General features: G+C 41.2%; 15 protein-coding genes and 2 pseudogenes. All 17 read right to left on the bottom strand.

Annotation, left to right across the window (positions count from 1 at the left end; all coding sequences use genetic code 11):
• Window positions 1–101 precede the first annotated feature (101 nt).
• The 17 genes and pseudogenes from ureC to ACWQ4X_RS06180 all read right to left on the bottom strand — a co-directional run bounded on the left by ureC (window position 102) and on the right by ACWQ4X_RS06180 (window position 16493).
• Window positions 102–1802, bottom strand: coding sequence for an urease subunit alpha (gene ureC / locus ACWQ4X_RS06260; protein WP_457903112.1), 1701 nt, complete (start codon window positions 1800–1802; stop codon window positions 102–104).
• A 42-nt stretch (window positions 1803–1844) separates the two neighbouring features.
• On the bottom strand, window positions 1845–2153 hold the full coding sequence (locus ACWQ4X_RS06255) for an urease subunit beta (RefSeq protein WP_005244909.1): 309 nt from the start codon (window positions 2151–2153) through the stop codon (window positions 1845–1847).
• 19 nt (window positions 2154–2172) lie between these two features.
• A complete protein-coding gene (ureA, locus tag ACWQ4X_RS06250) occupies window positions 2173–2475 on the bottom strand; it encodes an urease subunit gamma (RefSeq protein WP_000422459.1) in 303 nt (100 codons plus the stop codon).
• A gap of 100 nt (window positions 2476–2575) precedes the next feature.
• Window positions 2576–3454 carry an urease accessory protein UreD gene (locus ACWQ4X_RS06245; protein WP_457903095.1) on the bottom strand — a complete coding sequence of 293 codons (879 nt, stop codon included), beginning with the start codon at window positions 3452–3454 and terminating at the stop codon, window positions 2576–2578.
• Between the two features lie 71 nt (window positions 3455–3525).
• A complete protein-coding gene (locus ACWQ4X_RS06240; protein WP_457903094.1) occupies window positions 3526–4092 on the bottom strand; it encodes a HupE/UreJ family protein in 567 nt (188 codons plus the stop codon).
• Window positions 4093–4106: 14 nt separating this feature from the next.
• On the bottom strand, window positions 4107–4721 hold the full coding sequence (gene ureG, locus ACWQ4X_RS06235) for an urease accessory protein UreG (RefSeq protein WP_005100598.1): 615 nt from the start codon (window positions 4719–4721) through the stop codon (window positions 4107–4109).
• 17 nt (window positions 4722–4738) lie between these two features.
• A complete protein-coding gene (locus ACWQ4X_RS06230) occupies window positions 4739–5404 on the bottom strand; it encodes an urease accessory protein UreF (RefSeq protein ID WP_100242792.1) in 666 nt (221 codons plus the stop codon).
• Window positions 5391–5873, bottom strand: coding sequence for an urease accessory protein UreE (gene ureE, locus ACWQ4X_RS06225; RefSeq protein ID WP_005100601.1), 483 nt, complete (start codon window positions 5871–5873; stop codon window positions 5391–5393). Before ureE ends, ACWQ4X_RS06230 begins: the two co-directional genes overlap by 14 nt.
• 765 nt (window positions 5874–6638) lie before the next feature.
• Window positions 6639–7274: pseudogene (locus tag ACWQ4X_RS06220) on the bottom strand (SDR family oxidoreductase).
• Window positions 7275–7480: 206 nt separating this feature from the next.
• Window positions 7481–8581, bottom strand: a complete 1101-nt coding sequence (locus ACWQ4X_RS06215) for an MBL fold metallo-hydrolase (RefSeq protein WP_457903093.1) — start codon at window positions 8579–8581, stop codon at window positions 7481–7483.
• A 230-nt stretch (window positions 8582–8811) separates the two neighbouring features.
• Window positions 8812–9729, bottom strand: a complete 918-nt coding sequence (locus ACWQ4X_RS06210) for an alpha/beta hydrolase (protein WP_457903092.1) — start codon at window positions 9727–9729, stop codon at window positions 8812–8814.
• Between the two features lie 37 nt (window positions 9730–9766).
• Window positions 9767–10689 (bottom strand): annotated as a pseudogene (locus tag ACWQ4X_RS06205) (alpha/beta hydrolase).
• 351 nt (window positions 10690–11040) lie between these two features.
• Window positions 11041–11946 (bottom strand): AraC family transcriptional regulator, encoded by a 906-nt coding sequence (locus tag ACWQ4X_RS06200; protein WP_457903091.1) that lies wholly within the window; start codon window positions 11944–11946, stop codon window positions 11041–11043.
• A 342-nt stretch (window positions 11947–12288) separates the two neighbouring features.
• Window positions 12289–13185, bottom strand: a complete 897-nt coding sequence (locus ACWQ4X_RS06195; protein ID WP_457903090.1) for an AraC family transcriptional regulator — start codon at window positions 13183–13185, stop codon at window positions 12289–12291.
• 25 nt (window positions 13186–13210) lie between these two features.
• A complete protein-coding gene (locus tag ACWQ4X_RS06190; RefSeq protein ID WP_457903089.1) occupies window positions 13211–14362 on the bottom strand; it encodes an NADH-dependent flavin oxidoreductase in 1152 nt (383 codons plus the stop codon).
• 162 nt (window positions 14363–14524) lie between these two features.
• Entirely contained in the window at window positions 14525–15439 is a 915-nt protein-coding gene (locus ACWQ4X_RS06185) for an alpha/beta hydrolase (RefSeq protein WP_457903088.1), read from the bottom strand.
• A 154-nt stretch (window positions 15440–15593) separates the two neighbouring features.
• Window positions 15594–16493 (bottom strand): AraC family transcriptional regulator N-terminal domain-containing protein, encoded by a 900-nt coding sequence (locus ACWQ4X_RS06180; RefSeq protein ID WP_457903087.1) that lies wholly within the window; start codon window positions 16491–16493, stop codon window positions 15594–15596.
• Between the last annotated feature and the right edge of the window lie 288 nt (window positions 16494–16781).

Below are 16781 nucleotides of genomic sequence, written 5' to 3'. Positions count from 1 at the left end.
TCCCTGCTTTCAATGCCTCCTTAGCCTGTGTTAAGGAGGCATGATAAAAAGCCCACCTAACTAGGTGGGCTTTTTTAAAACATCAACACAATCCGCTATTTTTAAAACAAGAAATAACGTTGTGCCATGGGCAATACTGCTGCGGGTTCACAAGTCAAATGCACACCATCTGCCCGTACTTCGTAAATTTCTGGATCAACTTCCATCACTGGTGTATAGGTGTTGTGCTTCATATCGGCTTTTGAAATATTACGCGTGTTTTTACATGCAGAAATAATTTTCTTCAGACCTAATTTTTCCGCTACACCATTATTAATTCCAGCCTGCGACAAGAAGGTAATACAGGTGTTATGTACACCACGCGCATTTGCGCCAAACATGGGACGGTAGTGCACAGGCTGTGGTGTTGGAATGGACGCATTGATGTCACCCATTGGCGCTGCTGCAATCATACCGCCTTTAATAATCATGGCAGGTTTAACACCAAAAAATGCAGGTTTCCACAGCACCAAGTCTGCCAGCTTGCCTTCTTCGACCGAGCCGACTTCATGACTTAATCCGTGGGTAATCGCTGGATTAATTGTATATTTCGCAATGTAACGTTTAACCCGCTGATTATCGGTATGTGGCGTATCACCTTCTAATGGTCCACGCTGCACTTTCATTTTATGTGCCGTTTGCCATGTGCGAATAATCACTTCGCCCACACGCCCCATTGCCTGTGAATCGGACGACATCATGGAAATCGCACCCAAATCCTGCAAAATATCTTCCGCGGCAATGGTTTCACGGCGAATTCGGCTTTCGGCAAACGCAACATCTTCTGAAATCGCAGGATCTAAATGATGACATACCATCAGCATGTCCAAATGCTCATCAATGGTATTGACGGTATAAGGACGGGTGGGATTGGTCGAAGATGGCAACACATTGGCTTGACCAATGGCTTTCAAAATATCGGGGGCATGTCCACCACCTGCACCTTCGGTATGATAGGTGTGAATGGTGCGTTGCTTAAATGCCGCCAGCGTTTCTTCCAAGAAACCACTTTCATTTAAAGTATCGGTATGAATAGCAACCTGAACATCGTATTCATCGGCAACTGTTAAACAGTTATCGATGGCAGCAGGTGTTGAACCCCAGTCTTCATGCAGTTTTAAACCCACGACGCCTGCTTCAATCTGCTCACGGACAGGATCAGGCAAACTCAAATTTCCTTTGCCTAATAGCCCAATATTCATGGGTAAATCATCGATGGCTTGCAACATGGTCGCAATATGCCATGGTCCCGGTGTAACCGTGGTCGCGGATGTTCCCGCGGCTGGACCTGTTCCGCCACCAATCATGGTGGTTGTACCTGACATCAGTGCAGTTTCCACTTGTTGCGGGCAAATCCAGTGAATATGTGTGTCGATGCCACCTGCGGTAAGAATTTGACCTTCCCCCGCAATCACTTCCGTGGCAGCTCCCAACGGAATGGTAATATTGGGTTGTATATCGGGATTCCCTGCCTTGCCAATTTTCCAGATACGACCATTCTTTAAGCCAACATCGGCTTTCACAATGCCCCACCAATCGACAATGAGCGCATTGGTAATGACGGTATCGGCAACATCATCTGCCAATAATTGGGACTGCCCCATGCCGTCTCGAATGACTTTACCGCCACCGAATTTCACTTCTTCACCATAAGTGGTCAGGTCTTGTTCGACTTCAATAAACAGTTCCGTATCCGCCAAACGAACACGATCCCCTACGGTTGGTCCGAACATTTCCGCATATGCACGACGTGACATTTTCATCATAGATTACTCTAAATTCTTAAAAAATTTTGATGGCCCGACTTAGTCCAATTTCCCCATCACTCGACCCGCAAAGCCATACACTTCACGCTTTCCAGCTAGTGCCACCAACTCGACATCTCGGCTCTGACCTGGCTCAAAACGTACTGCGGTGCCTGCTGCAATATTCAAACGGTAGCCTTTGGCACGCTCGCGCTCAAATTGCAAAGCATCGTTAGCTTCATAAAAGTGAAAATGTGAACCAATTTGAATCGGTCGATCCCCAGCATTCGCAACCGTTATTTTTAGGGTTTCACGTCCAACATTTAACTCAATATCGCGATCTGGCGTAATTACTTCACCTGGAATCATCTTTATTCCTTATTATTCTTTACATAATCGGTTGATGTACGGTCACCAGTTTTGAACCATCTGGAAAGGTTGCTTCAACTTGGACTTCAACAATCATTTCTGCAATGCCATCCATCACATCATTGCGGCTCAGTAAAGTCGTGCCGTAATGCATCAGCTCGCTTACGCTCATGCCATCACGTGCGCCTTCCAACAAGGCAGCAGAAATATACGCAATCGCTTCAGGATAATTCAGCTTTAAACCACGTGCTTTACGGCGCTCTGCAACCAAGCCCGCGGTAAAAATTAAAAGCTTGTCTTTTTCTGTTGGATTTAATTCCATATCTTTTACCTATTTAAACGTGGAGATGTTCGCTCATAAGCCGTGCATGACCAAAATTACATTGTGTCATTTGGTCTTGAAATTACAGGCTAAAATGACTTTAAGTTCTCCAAATACGTGGAAATTCTTCATCCAGACCGTACCAATAGCGTCTTAATCTAGCTCTGATGGCAGCAAAGGCATCGTGACATTGCCGAACATCGCTCCCCAAATAGCGCGCACAAATCACATCATCCAAAACCGTTAAGGTGACAGATACATCCATACGCATCATCAGTTCACGAATTAAATCCAGATGCTGTTCTAAATCTAGACTGGCACGATATTGAGTAGGTGGAACGGCCCAGAAACTTCCCATCACAGATTGACCATGCATGCCTAGGCATGAACTTAACCAACGGTCATTTCCCTTAAAACTTAAGGTATCGGCCACCAACAAAGTCTGATTACGAAACAGTTTGAACTGGTTGATATAGGCACCATCACTAAATTGCTCTTCACGTGCTTGGCGACCAATGACCAACATGTCCCAACCAATAAAACTGGCTGCCTGATCCAAATGGATGATGGTTTCTGAATGCGCATTCGCACCATTAAACAGCATGGTTTCTTGCGGCAGCCATTCAAAAATAGCATCAGCATTCAAACTTATATTGATATGCTGATAAGCCTTTTTACCATTGGTTTTGTACCATTTACCTGCGCCCGGGGTAGTCACTAAGGCATGTGCCTGCGCGTCGACAGACATATCAAAAGTTAGGTGATCGCCACCCGCAATACCCGCAGGGGGATGTACAATAATGGCATGGCACACTCCTGTTTTTTCAGGCCAAAGCATTTTTTGTACCCGCACAGGACCATAATGTTTGCGGTGATGTAACACCGTGCATTCAGGCTCTTTTTGAGCCTGAAAACCGAGTTCCAACTTGGCAAACCATAATTGAGTATCATGCGTTCGACTGACAGTTAAATCCTGCATGCTTCCTCTGCGTGATGAATACCAATAATCTGGTGTGCTGAAATTTGTTCATCAAAATGACCTGAAAAACATTAAGCCAAACCAATCAATGCAACAACGGCGGCAATTCCACCGACAATTTTCTTACCATGTGGCACATATTTTTGTACCAAAGCACCTAACCCTAATCCACCTGCGTAGATGCAAGACATAGCAACAACCATGCCGAAGACTAAACCGATCACATGACCTGAATGACTCAATTCAGCACCATGCGCCATGCCATGAAAACTTGCTAAAACCATGGTCGCAACGGCAAACAGTCGATTGGCTTTGGTCCATAGTGCAATGGCAAGAACAGACAAGGAGAAAACGATGCCGTATTCAGCAATATTCGTAGAAACCATATGCAATTGCCCAAGGCTAAAACCTGCAATCATGGCAACAACTAAACCCAGCAATCCGCCTACTTTCCAACGATTAACCGCCGACCACAGCAGTACACCAAAAGCGATTGCCATCGTGAGGTGATCAATTCCAGTAAAAGGATGAATAAAGCCCGTCAAAAAACTATTGTGTTGTTCATGACCGGGATGTGCCATTGCCCACATTGGAAAAGCTGCGGCGAAAGTGGCAAAAGTTTTTTTTAAATAAGTCATTGTGTTTCCCCGAATTACGCTTTGAATAGACCTTGTTTTTCAATGAACGAAATAATTATTTCCAGACCTTCTTTGGTTTTCATATTGCTAAACAAGAACGGCTTATCACCACGCATACGTTTAGCATCTTGATCCATCACACTTAAATTTGCGCCGACCATCGGTGCCAAGTCGGTTTTATTGATAATCAACAAATCTGATTTGGTAATGCCTGGACCACCTTTACGTGGAATCTTTTCTCCTCCCGCTACATCAATCACATATAGGGTTAAATCTGAAAGCTCAGGACTAAACGTTGCCGCCAAATTATCCCCACCACTTTCAATAATAATTAGCTCAAGTCCATCAAACTTTTCACATAAATCATCAATTGCTGCGAGGTTAATAGAGGCATCTTCACGAATAGCGGTATGCGGGCAACCGCCAGTTTCGACACCCACAATACGCTCTGGAGACATGGCTTCATTGCGGGTTAAAAAGTTTGAATCTTCTTTGGTATAAATGTCATTGGTGACGACCGCCATATTATATTTTTCACGCAAGGCCTGACATAAATTCAAAGTCAGCGCTGTTTTACCTGACCCGACTGGTCCACCAATTCCTACACGTAATGGGCTACGTTGTGACATGTTTTTTCCTCTTAAAATTATGATCTGAATAGTCTTGAATATTGGGTCTCGTGGTGCATACTCAGCATGGCATATTGTGGTAAGGCACTACTGATTTCAGTGTCTTGCAGCTCCAAGGCACGCGCAATTGCTGCGGGAATAAGTGCATGTAAATGCCACAAAATACGCTGACCACTCATCTGCCCAAGCGGTACGGTTTTGACTGCCGCCAAGACCTGATTTTCTAAAACGGTAAAGGTATACGCCGTGAGTACTTCTGTTTGATTTAACCCCAAAGTGCCACACAGGCTGCCATACACAGGAACAAAGCCCAGCTGTTTTTTCACTTTAACGGGTTGCTTTAATACGTCTCTAATCCATGCATTTAAAGAAAATGCCAACTGTTTCGATTCCGCCAGCAACTCTTTACTCTCACGGCTGGCGCGGTAAAAGTTTGCCCAGTAAGTAAAATTTTCTTCGTCATCACTGTATTGCATTAAACGTTTCAGCACTGGCAACTCAAAACGAACCAAAAGCATTTCCAGCACTTCTTCAAAATAAGCAATGCTGGAGGCTTCATCATGAATCAGCCCTCGATCAATGGCACTTTCCACGCCTTGCGAATAGCAATAGGCTCCTATCGGTAACGCAGTTGATGACAAGGTCAACAGGCTGAGTAGTTGCGATGGATTAGTGATGGACATGATGTAAAGTCTTGATTGGGCTTAAGCGATGATCATGTTGATGTTGTGCATAGGCACCGCTTTCAGGTTCAAAAGGATGATCTACCTCTGCAACGTTTAATCCCAAACCCACTACCATTTCAGCCAGTACATGATCAGGTTCGAAATATAATGCTGTTGGCGTCAACATTAAGGGAACGTGACGATTGCCGAGATGATATGCAGCTTTTAATAAATCAAATTCTTGCTGAGCCGAAACTTTCATCAGTTTTTCTGGTTTCGCTTCAACTTTAAGAATATTTCCGCTCTCCGTCGAAATATATGACCCACTGCGTAAAATGCCTGTGCGCGGCAAATCTGCACCAATATCTACCCCATTTTTTAAAGTTGCACGAAAACGGCTCTTTTGGCGCGTATCGAAAGTCAGCTCAATGACATCAAAGTCACAATTTTCTGTAACTGCTTCTAATCGTTGAGTATAAATTTCCATTTTTTCTCCATGCTTGACTTTGTTTAGTACTGCTTTTGATCCAAATTGATTCAAAAAATAAATCACCTTCACAAAACGCACCATTATCTACAGTTAAGCAATATTCAGACCAACTCATAGACTCCATGATCAGAAACGGGTAACCCCTTAACAAAATTCGTATATTTCTCTGTTTTTAATACTTCAAACGCGATGATTCATCTTTGTGTTATTTGATATATGAGCGGGTTGCCTTTGAACTAAAATCTTGTTCAAAAACGCCTAGCAGAAACTTATGAGCTAAGAGGAATTTCTGGTTCTGAGGCTATATATTCCTTGCTCTTTATTCAGCACGGCGCAAATTTTAGACAGGTTGAAGAATAAATTGCTCTGCAATACGTCTTATTGATTGTTATTGAGTTGATTGTTACTGCTAGATCGTTTATCCGAAAGTGCTTGAAGCTAAACTTATTTAGTTTGTATTTGAGTGGACATGATGCATGGGGCTTCTTTTTCGAACACCCGTTTCACATGCTTTTTCTTTGATTTGAGCTATACGAAAGTATGTATACAGTTTCTAAAATCAGCATTTATCTTTCCAATATCATTTTTAAATAAAAATTAAACCCGCACTTTAACTTAATCTTTAAATTTTAAGCTGTTAATGCGATTCCTTTATTAAGTTTTAACAGAACAAAGCCATAAAAAATCGATCTCTATAATCTTTAGAACCATCGATATGAATAAGGCTCAAGGTATTTTAGCCTTGAGCCTGAGCTGTGAAAATTATAAAAAGTATGGCTTGTCAGTATCCGTATTCGGTTTATTCACACCTAAATTTTTACAAGAGGCAAAGCTCGGGTCTTGAATAATTTTTACCACCAGTGCTGCAACACTTTTACGCGAAATAACGGTACCTTTAAATTGTTGATCACGTTCCGTGGTTTCGTAATCAATTTCATCTTCGTCCATGAGCCACGCTGCGCGTAAAATACTGTAGTCTAGATCTGACGCTTCAAGCATATCCGCTGCTTTACGGTAAGGTGGTAGGTACATACCTATTTCTTTGGTATTCCACTCCCCAAACTTACCTGCGACCTCATCATAGATACCAAGTGAATTAATGAAGATAATACGTTGAACCCCATTGTCACGCATGGCTTGAATAATGTTTTCAACTTACAAATCAACTTCACCGGCTAAATTGACATAAACAATATCCTGCCCTTTTACCGCTTGATTTAACTGATTGATATTCAGAACATCGCCTTCAACCACATCAGCATTCAAAGGGATAGAATCACCTAATTTTTTAGCATCACGAACAAAAAGCGTCTGTTGAATATCATTTTCATTCGCCAACATGGCGACGACCCATTTCGCAATCTGTCCTGTCGCACCGAGAATTAAAACTTTTTTCATCACTGTCACCTTATATTTATTTCATCAAAGGAAAGAATGTCTAACCAATCTTTATAGTGATATTTAATAACAACCACAGAAGCGACATTCACCTGAAATGTCGAGATGTTTGCCTAATTTGACGAACTGTATTTGGACATAAATCTATTCAGGCAGAAAAAAGCCTCATACGAAGATGAGGCTAAGCGAAGATTTAAAAATCTAGATTATCTTACGTCTTTCCACCACTCTTTAAAAAGCTGCTGATCATTATCAAGCTGAACCAACTCCCCGATCATAGGTGTCGCAAGTCGATAATTTCTAGATTTCGAATATTCTGAAATTCGGGTAATCGGTTCATACCACGCATGCTTGGCTAAACTGAATTTAGAATGGTGCACAGGAATCATATTACGGGCTTGAAGTTCCTCGGTTGCTTGAGCCACTTCATCAGGATGGCAATGCACAGAGCGCCATGCAGGATCATATTGCCCATTCTCCATTAAAGCCCAGTCAAAAGGTCCATATTTCTTGCCAATTTCAGCAAAGTGTTTGTCATATCCACCATCGCCTGTATAGAAAATTTTTCGCTCAGAAGATTGAATAATGAAAGAGACCCAGAGATGCTGTCCTCCACCAAAGGCCCGACCTGAATCATGATGGGCCGTTTCGGTAATAATGCTGATTCCATTACCGAAATCCATTTTATCCCCCCAGTCGGCTTCAATCAGTTTATTCTTTGGATATCCCCAATGCTCAAAATGCTCGCCCACACCTAGACCAGTCACCACCAGTTTTACTTTGTCTTTCAATTTAAGAATCGTTTCGTAGTCTAGGTGATCATAATGGTCATGTGAGATTAAGAGATAGCCAATTTCTGGCAGATCATCCACCGTATAAATATCTGTTCCTTTATAAGCACGTGTGCCCCATGGGAACGGAGATGCTTTACCACTCATGACAGGATCAATTAAGAACGTTTTACCATCTAACTGCATAAAGGCGGATGAATGACCAAACCAAACTAAAGCATCTTGCTGAGGATCTAATGCTTTCAAATTTGTTTTCACCGATGGCAGTGCTTCACTCGGTTCACGATTTGGAATTGATTTAAAGAAGGTCTTATAAACTTCAACAACGATATTAGAACCTTCGGTCATACCTGGTTTTTCAATCAGATTACGAAACTTACCATTTTGAAAATTGGGAGAGTTTTGCACGAATTCCATACGTTGCTCTGTAGGATTTTTACCTAGCAGTGGATGCTGTGCAGTAATAAAACTAACCATAATCAGTAGCACGACAAGGGCAGAAAAAGTAATCAACATTTGCTTAGCTAACCTTTCCATAAAATAGGGAACACAAGAATTTTGATTATTATTGAATGTTGCGCTGCTCAAGGTTTGCCATTTTCTAGCAATTTATTGCCTATTCTGAGCGAATAGCGGCTAAGACTCTGCTAAAGAACCTAAAGCAAATGAATAGAATGGTTTAAACCTAGTGTCAAAAAAACAGGTCACGTATTCGTGACCTGTTTAATGACTTGAACCTTTAGAAATTAAAGTTTTGTCGTGAAGAATGGAACGAGTTGAGCGACAGCTTCATCAACAAAATTCAATTTGTCGTAAAGTGACATATGGTTCGCACCATCGACTACATAGAGAGTTTTATCTGTACTCGCTGCACGCTGAATCAAGTCTTCACTCATCCATTTACTGCCAGCTTGACTCCCCGCAATCGCAAGTAAGGGCTGAGTAAAAAATGCTTCTGCTTTGTTATAGGCATCATACGTAATGATTTGGGTTAAGCTGCGCGCAGTCGCAAAACCTGGTGCATTTGGATGTTCTGCACGTGGGGTATGGTAATACTCCCATGCTTCACGTAACTCTTCATTCGGTGCATCTTCCTCTCTTAATGGAGCAAGCGGAATCGTTGCAATTTCAGCACCACTCGCATCTGAAGTTCGAGCATCTGAACCTGCTTGAATATATGGGATCGCATCTGCATCTTTCACATTGTTTTCCCAACCATTACGGAACATTTGCCCAATGTTTACTGCACTGACCATACCCACCGCTTTAATACGTCGGTCATTGATGGCTGCATTTGCGGTATAACCCGCACCTGCACAAATTCCCATTGCACCAATACGACTATTATCGACATAAGGCAAGGTTGTTAGATAATCAATCACAGCACTGACATCTTCCGTACGGACATACGGGTTTTCTAACTGACGCGGCATGCCCGTACTTGCACCTTGATACGATGCGTCATACGTAATTGTGATAAAGCCATGTTCGGCAAGCTTGCGTGCATATAGGCCAGCGGTTTGCTCTTTAACTCCACCGCCTGGATGGCTCACCACCACCGCAGGATAAGTTTTGCTTTCATCAAAACCTTCTGGGAAGTTAATGACTGCTGCAAGGGTAATCCCTTGACCATTGTGATTCTGGATACTGATTTCTTTTGACATTTTCATATTCCTCTATTGAACTTTCTGTGTTTCAAACTTAAAGATGTGCTTTAAAAAATGGGATTGCTTTAGCAAGTGCTTTAGCAACAGGTTCTGGTTGATCGTACAATTGGTAATGTGATGTATTTTCTAAAACCAATAGCTCTTTTTGTTTCGATGCGGCACGGCGTATCACCTCATGACCATCGCGATAAGCGCCAAATGCGCCTGGCTTGTCACCAATCACCACTAAGATGGGTTGCGTTAATAAAACTTCAGCCAAGTGGAAGGCATCCCAGCCTAAAGCCACACTCATACGAGAGAACAAGGCACGGGTTGCGCCATTCGGTTGCTGACCACGCGCAGTTTTGTAATATTCCGTCGCTTCGAGTGGGTCAATATCGGTAATGCCCGCTTTTTTACCTTCTTCTACAGATGGTGGTAATAAATTATTCACTAATAATTCTGCACCACGAGCTTCCGCAGTACGTTGCTGGGCAATGGCTTCAAGCCCTTCAATCAAAGCATCACCTGTGCCGCCATAACCTTCACGCGTCATACGGCCAAAGTTCACACCCGTGATTGAGGTCACGGCTTTAATACGGCGCTCTGTCATCGCTGCATTTAATACATATGCGCCGCCACCACAGACACCTAATGCACCGATCCGATTTTCATCCACAAAATCTTGAGTGACCAAATTACGGCATAACGAATATCTTCAACACGGTGGTAGGGATTTTCAATAAAACGGGGTTCACCACCACTTTCACCTTGGAATGATGCATCAATGACTAGTACTACAAAGCCTGCATCCGCTAGAGCTTGACCATAAATATTGCCAGAAGTTTGTTCTTTACAGCTTCCGATTGGATGTACACTGACAATCGCTGGATATTTTTTGCTTTTATCAAAATCATTCGGAAAAAGAATGTTGGCTGCTGATTCCCAAGCTAGATTTTTATATTGAACCGTTTGCATCTTGAATACCTCATTCAATGATTATGCTGTATAGCAATCCAATTTTTGATTGGATCTTTGTCTCTTCATGGTTTTAGTATAGGTTGCGATCAGACCATAAAATTGCCTAAAACGACAAAGAGTTTGCCTATTTTGTTCACTTTTATATTTTTTATATATTTCATAAAGATAAACCCCATTACACACTAATCATAATGGGGTTTTATGGAACTTATAAAATTCCTGACATCTTGTCGTTTATGCATATCCGCTTTGCTTAAAATAGCAGGAGCTGAATTTAGTTCGATGTTTTCTATATTCAATCAGCAATACAATAAGCGACTTTTCAGAATTAAAGTTTGATGAATACATTTATAGACTTTGACGCATACGTTGAATATCTCTTTGGGGCGACTCACCAAACATACGACTATATTCACGACTAAATTGTGAAGCACTTTCATAGCCCACCATACCCGCTGCTCTTCCTGCATCCAAATTTTGATTGAACATCAAATGTCTGGCTTCTTGTAATCGAAGTTGCTTTTGATATTGCAACGGACTCATTCCAGTGACAATACGAAAATGCTGCCTAAAAGCAGATGGACTCATAAAAGCTTTCTCTGCCAGTTCATCCATACGAATGGGTTGAATAAAATTGGTTTTCAACCAACTGATCACTTGTTGAATCTTTTGACTAGTTGAGCCTGATTTCACCAATTGACGTAAATAATTGCCATGTGGACCACTGAGCAAACGTACGATAATTTCTTTTTGAATCAAAGGTCCTAAATGCGGAATCATCGTTGGTTCATCGAGTACTTTAACCAATCTTAGAAAAGCACTAATCAAAGGCTCATCCGCAGTTTCTACAGTAAATGCATGATGAGCATGATCAGACAATACCGCTGTTGAATCAGGCATATCAGCGACGACTTCATTCACCATTTGAGCATCAAGTAGCAGTAAAATCGCCAAGAAAGGCTGATGTAGAGACGCTTCAATGACATGCGATGTGACGGGTAAATCAATCGTGGTCAACATGCTCTGCCCAGCATGACAGGGATAGACCTGATCACCAATGATGACTTCTTTTTGACCCTGTAAAATAATGCCAATGCCTAGGTTATAAATACAATGGGTACTTTCTGTTGGATGCATTCGGCTATGAAATGAAAATTCTGGAATCCCTGAAATATGATCACCTTCCACCTCAGCCAAACGTAAAACGGTTTGTGTGAGTTGATCTATATTTCTTTCAGAAAAAGTGCGAGGCATAAATATTCTAATCCAATCAGAAACTTAAATATAAAATTTAAATTTAGTCGTCCTTTTCTTTTAAAGATGACCGCAATAAAAGTTTAACTTAATAATTATCATGTCGGTCTCATGCCGTAAATGTTTTTAACAACGATCATTTAAGAAAACTAATCATAAATTTCGCCCAACCCACTCTAAATAATATAAAAATATGGAAATTTATCAAAGTCATTCGGAAAAAGGATATTGGCTGCTGACTCCCAAGCTAGATTTTTATGGGATAAAATGATCAAGAAAACAGAGAGCAGGAAACTAAAATAATATTTTGTTTCCCATACTGAATTTTGTATCCCTGCTCCATCAAAACAGTTTTAAGCTATGCTTATCCTTCTGGGGGGTAGCTCCAAATAGGCGGGAATATTCTCGACTAAACTGAGAAACACTCTCATAGCCAACCAAATCAGCGACATGTCCTACATCTAGATGCTGACTGAACATCAAATGTCGTGCCTGCTGAAGGCGCAATTGCTTTTGGTACTGTAAAGGACTCATACCCGTGACTTCACGGAAATGATGTCGAAGCGTTGCCGCACTCATATAGACTTGATCGGCTAATTCATCCAAGCGAATGGATTCAACAAAATTCTGTTTCAACCAATTCACCACATTCACTATTTTCTCACTCACTGAACCAGTTTTAACCAACTGGCGTAAATAAACTCCATTTACGCCAGTTAATAATCGAATCAATATCTCCTGCTGAATGATCGGTGATAATTGTGGCAGCAATATCGGATCGTCTAGCAAAGCCACTAAACGCTGCACAGCTTCGATTAACACATAATCAATAGGCTGTACCGCAAAAGATGGCTGTACTTTCTCTTTGAAATTAAGTTGTCCCATCTGGGTCGCCATTTTTGTAATCATGGATGCATCCAGTAAGAGCATCAGACCTAAAAATGGCTTATGACCTGCTGAGTTACGGGTATGACTGACTACTGGAATATCAATGGTGGTAATCATCGACTGTCCAGCTGAATAAGTCAGGATTTGATCTCCAACAACAACTTGTTTCTCACCCTGTAACACTATTCCCAAACCCAAATTATAGAGACAATGGCTGGCACTCGGCTCAGAATGACGATGCAATGATAAAGCAGGAATCGCTGTTTTATGATCGCCATCCACTTGAATTAAACGATCGACCGTCTGTGCCAAGGATGTCAGAACATCTTGTGTGCTTTCATAGTCAACCATAATCGCTCCTCCCCGCAAAACAGGATTAAACCTGCTCAATCTGACGTATAGGGAACCAGCCCTTTCTGAGTTTTATTTCTTGCCAGAGATGATCTGGTATGTGTAAGTCAGCATTCTTCATTTCAAGCTGAAGTTCGGTTGAAATCAGATGTACTCGCTGAGTTTTGGCTAATTCAATCCAATTCGGATTCATCACCAATGCTTTACCAATTGCAATCAATGGTAAGCCTAACTCCAAAGCCCGTTCAGCTTGGTCTGGCGTTCGAATTTGACCTGCAGAAATTAAAGGAATCCGATGATTCAAATGTTTAATCACGCGTGTAATGGTAAGCTCATCATCAAAATGATCGACGGGTTTAGCATTCAATACATCAACCAATGAAACATGGAGATAATCAATACCTGCCGCAACTAATCGGTCAATCAATTGCAAACTGTCCTGTATCCTTAATCCATTTTCATCATATTCTTCAACCGACATGCGATAACCCAAAGCAAAGGGTTTCTGCGCATATTGTTGAATGACACGTTTTACTTCTTTAACCACAGCTAATGGAAAGCTCATACGTTTCTCAAGTGATCCCCCCCATTCATCGGTTCGCTGATTAAACAAGGGTGAAAAGAAATTCTGAATTAAAAATCCGTGTGCGCCATGCAGTTCTATACCATCAAAACCAGCTTCAATTGCACGGCGCGTGGTTTCACCAAATGCATGAACCATGTCCAAAACTTCTGCATGAGACAACGCACGACTCATTATCTGACTGTCAACAAAGGAAGCTGTTGGTGTCTTAAGCGTGCTCGCACTCACGACATCAGCATCTGGAATTAAATCAGGTAGCGCTTTATTTCCAGCATGAAAAATTTGCAAGATTGCTGGCGCACCGCCACTTTTCGCAGCTTGGGCTAATTTCGCTAGACTCGGAATGAATCGGTCATCAAAAGCGGCAAATTCTTTGGTAAATCCAATCCCATTTTCTAGTACATGGGTACAGCCTGTAATCACCAATCCAACATCTTTTACCCGCTGGCGCATATACGCTAACTCTTCTTCTGAAACTGTCCCATCATGATTTGCCGACCATGTGGTCATGGGTGCCATAATCACACGATTGCGTAATGTAATATCTGCTGTTAGCGGGAAGGATTGGAATAATTGGGAATACTCTGTCGCCATGATTTCAACTCACAAACTTAACTTTCTAAAAAAAGTATAAATCGTGCGAATTTCATCAATTTGCCTAATCTGAACGGTTATTTGCCTAATCTGCCAGAAAAATGATTCGTTCAAAATGACGCAAAAAAATCGGGAGCAACGTCCCGATTTTTTTTATTTCTATTAAAGATTCTGTTGATAGAAAGGAATTAACTTATCCAAAGCAATTTTCACAGGTTCAGGTTTATCGTATAGGTCGTAATGCGACCAACCTTCCACCACGACCAATTCTTTATTTTTAGAAGCGGCACGATTGATAATTTCGAAGCCATCTCGATAGGCACCAAAACCACCAGGCTTACTCCCTACAATAATCATTAGAGGTTGAGTTAATAACACTTCAGCTAGATGAAAAGCATCCCACCCTACAGCGACAGCATTACGTGAAAATAAGGTTTTATTTACACCATTTGGTTTTTCACCACGAGCCGTACGATAGTATTCAGTAGCTTCTAATGGATCGATATCTGCATGATCTGCTTGCGCAGCTGCTACTGTAGGATATAAACCCTGATCTACACGGAGTGCTGCGCCACGAGCCTCGGCAGTTCTTTGAGCCGCAATTGCTTCTAAAAATGCAACAGGATTTCCTCCGCTCGCCTCACGCATGACACGACCATAGTTTGCACCAGTAATTGTGCCTACGGCTTTAATGCGACGCTCTGTCATGGCTGCATTAATTGAATAGCCACCACCACCACAGATCCCTAATACACCAATGCGATTTTCATCGACATAATTCAAAGTCACGAGATAATCTGCAACTACGCTAAAGTCCTCCACACGTAAAGTTGGATCTTCAATATAGCGAGGCTCGCCACCACTTTCACCTTGGAAGCTTGCATCAAAAGCAATCACAACAAAACCTGCTTTTGCTAAAGCTTCACCATACACATTACCTGAAGTTTGCTCTTTACAGCTTCCAATAGGGTGTGCACTGATAATAGCTGGATATTTTTTGGTTGCATCAAAATCTGGCGGGAAATACACATCGGCAGCGATATCCCAATAGGTATTTTTAATTTTAACTGATTCCATTTCGTCACCTCATCAATGTGGGTCATGAATAAGCATGATTGCTTGTTGAATGCAGTTTAGGGTTCTTCGGCTTGATCTATTTGCCTAATTCTAAATATTGTTTGCCTATTTTGAGTTTTCAACTTTTAAAACTGATGAAAACTCACCAAAATCCTTATATCACTTTGTTTTCTTGAGTATCTTTTTGTGGCGTAACACCAAATAGACGATGATATTCTCTTGTGAATTGAGACTGACTTTCATAACCAACTAATTCTGCAACTCTTCTTACTTCCAAAGACTGTATAAACAATAGTTTTCGTGCTTCCTGTAATCTTAACTGCTTTTGATATTGTAAAGGTGTCATTCTCGTAATCTCTCGAAAATGATTTCTAAAGGTTGCTAAACTCATATTGGCTTGCTCTGCTATTTCAGCAACCCCGATATCATCGAGAAAATTATTCCTCAACCATGCAATGGCTTTAAAAATATTTTGCCCATGCGTACTTACTTTGACTAAATTCCTTAAATAATCTCCATGTTGACCTAATAATAGACGAACAATAATTTCACGTTGTATCAGTGGGGCTAATTGAGGAATCAATGCAGGTTCTACAACCAAATCGACTAAACGGTCTAAGGCTGCGATTAAACCTAAATCCATTTGCTCGATTGAAAAGGATGGAATGTGTAGCGTGGTATGAACATTGTCCATATTGCCAACAATCTCTGTGATCATGCCAATATCTAATTTAAGCATCATGCCTAGAAAAGGCTCTGAATAGGATGCTTTTGTTACTCGACTTACCGCAGGCAGATCTATGGTTGTTAACATGGATTGACCACGACCATAACTGAAAATCTCATTTCCAATCAGAACTTGCTTTTCTCCTTGCAATACAATACCTAGACCTAAATCATAGATACAGTGGATGGACTGTTGATTGATACGTCTATGTAAGGAAAAACCCGGAATTTCGGTTTGAAAATCTTCATTGTGAACAAGACCATCAACTTTTCTGGCTAATAATTTAGTTTGCTCAATGACTTGATCCAGATCATTCATTAAAGTCATTTCTTTCCCATGTTAAATTTTTAAAATCCATTCTTAAAACTATAGAACTCAAAAATTAATAGTCAATTACTCATTTTTGCAATCACTACATAGTTCTTATCCACTATTTTTTCACTTGCATTTTTCTTTTGCTCAGTCCCGCGAATTTGCTACCATACATCGCGTAACTAAAGACGATTTTTACCATCTGTCTAGGTACTTTTATACTTTTTTAAAAATCAGCTTTTCTGATTGAATCGTACCAACAAATCACGATTTGTGCGGATTCCGACACCCAACCTATTTTTA

The sequence above is a fragment of the Acinetobacter sp. NigerLNRRAM0016 genome, assembly GCF_054112845.1.
Note: the sequence above shows the minus strand (reverse complement) of the source record. Positions and strands in the feature narration are given on the sequence as shown.

Coding starts and splice junctions, on each gene's coding strand:
- ACWQ4X_RS06210 (WP_457903092.1), bottom strand. CDS start 9,729: ATGTCAAAAGAAATCAGTATCCAGAATCACAATGGTCAAGGGATTACC.
- ureC (WP_457903112.1), bottom strand. CDS start 1,802: ATGAAAATGTCACGTCGTGCATATGCGGAAATGTTCGGACCAACCGTA.
- ACWQ4X_RS06255 (WP_005244909.1), bottom strand. CDS start 2,153: ATGATTCCAGGTGAAGTAATTACGCCAGATCGCGATATTGAGTTAAAT.
- ureG (WP_005100598.1), bottom strand. CDS start 4,721: ATGTCACAACGTAGCCCATTACGTGTAGGAATTGGTGGACCAGTCGGG.
- ACWQ4X_RS06190 (WP_457903089.1), bottom strand. CDS start 14,362: ATGGCGACAGAGTATTCCCAATTATTCCAATCCTTCCCGCTAACAGCA.
- ACWQ4X_RS06195 (WP_457903090.1), bottom strand. CDS start 13,185: ATGGTTGACTATGAAAGCACACAAGATGTTCTGACATCCTTGGCACAG.
- ureE (WP_005100601.1), bottom strand. CDS start 5,873: ATGGAAATTTATACTCAACGATTAGAAGCAGTTACAGAAAATTGTGAC.
- ACWQ4X_RS06200 (WP_457903091.1), bottom strand. CDS start 11,946: ATGCCTCGCACTTTTTCTGAAAGAAATATAGATCAACTCACACAAACC.
- ACWQ4X_RS06245 (WP_457903095.1), bottom strand. CDS start 3,454: ATGCAGGATTTAACTGTCAGTCGAACGCATGATACTCAATTATGGTTT.
- ACWQ4X_RS06215 (WP_457903093.1), bottom strand. CDS start 8,581: ATGTTGATTACTTTTTCTGCCCTTGTCGTGCTACTGATTATGGTTAGT.
- ACWQ4X_RS06180 (WP_457903087.1), bottom strand. CDS start 16,493: ATGACTTTAATGAATGATCTGGATCAAGTCATTGAGCAAACTAAATTA.
- ACWQ4X_RS06240 (WP_457903094.1), bottom strand. CDS start 4,092: ATGACTTATTTAAAAAAAACTTTTGCCACTTTCGCCGCAGCTTTTCCA.
- ureA (WP_000422459.1), bottom strand. CDS start 2,475: ATGGAATTAAATCCAACAGAAAAAGACAAGCTTTTAATTTTTACCGCG.
- ACWQ4X_RS06185 (WP_457903088.1), bottom strand. CDS start 15,439: ATGGAATCAGTTAAAATTAAAAATACCTATTGGGATATCGCTGCCGAT.
- ACWQ4X_RS06230 (WP_100242792.1), bottom strand. CDS start 5,404: ATGTCCATCACTAATCCATCGCAACTACTCAGCCTGTTGACCTTGTCA.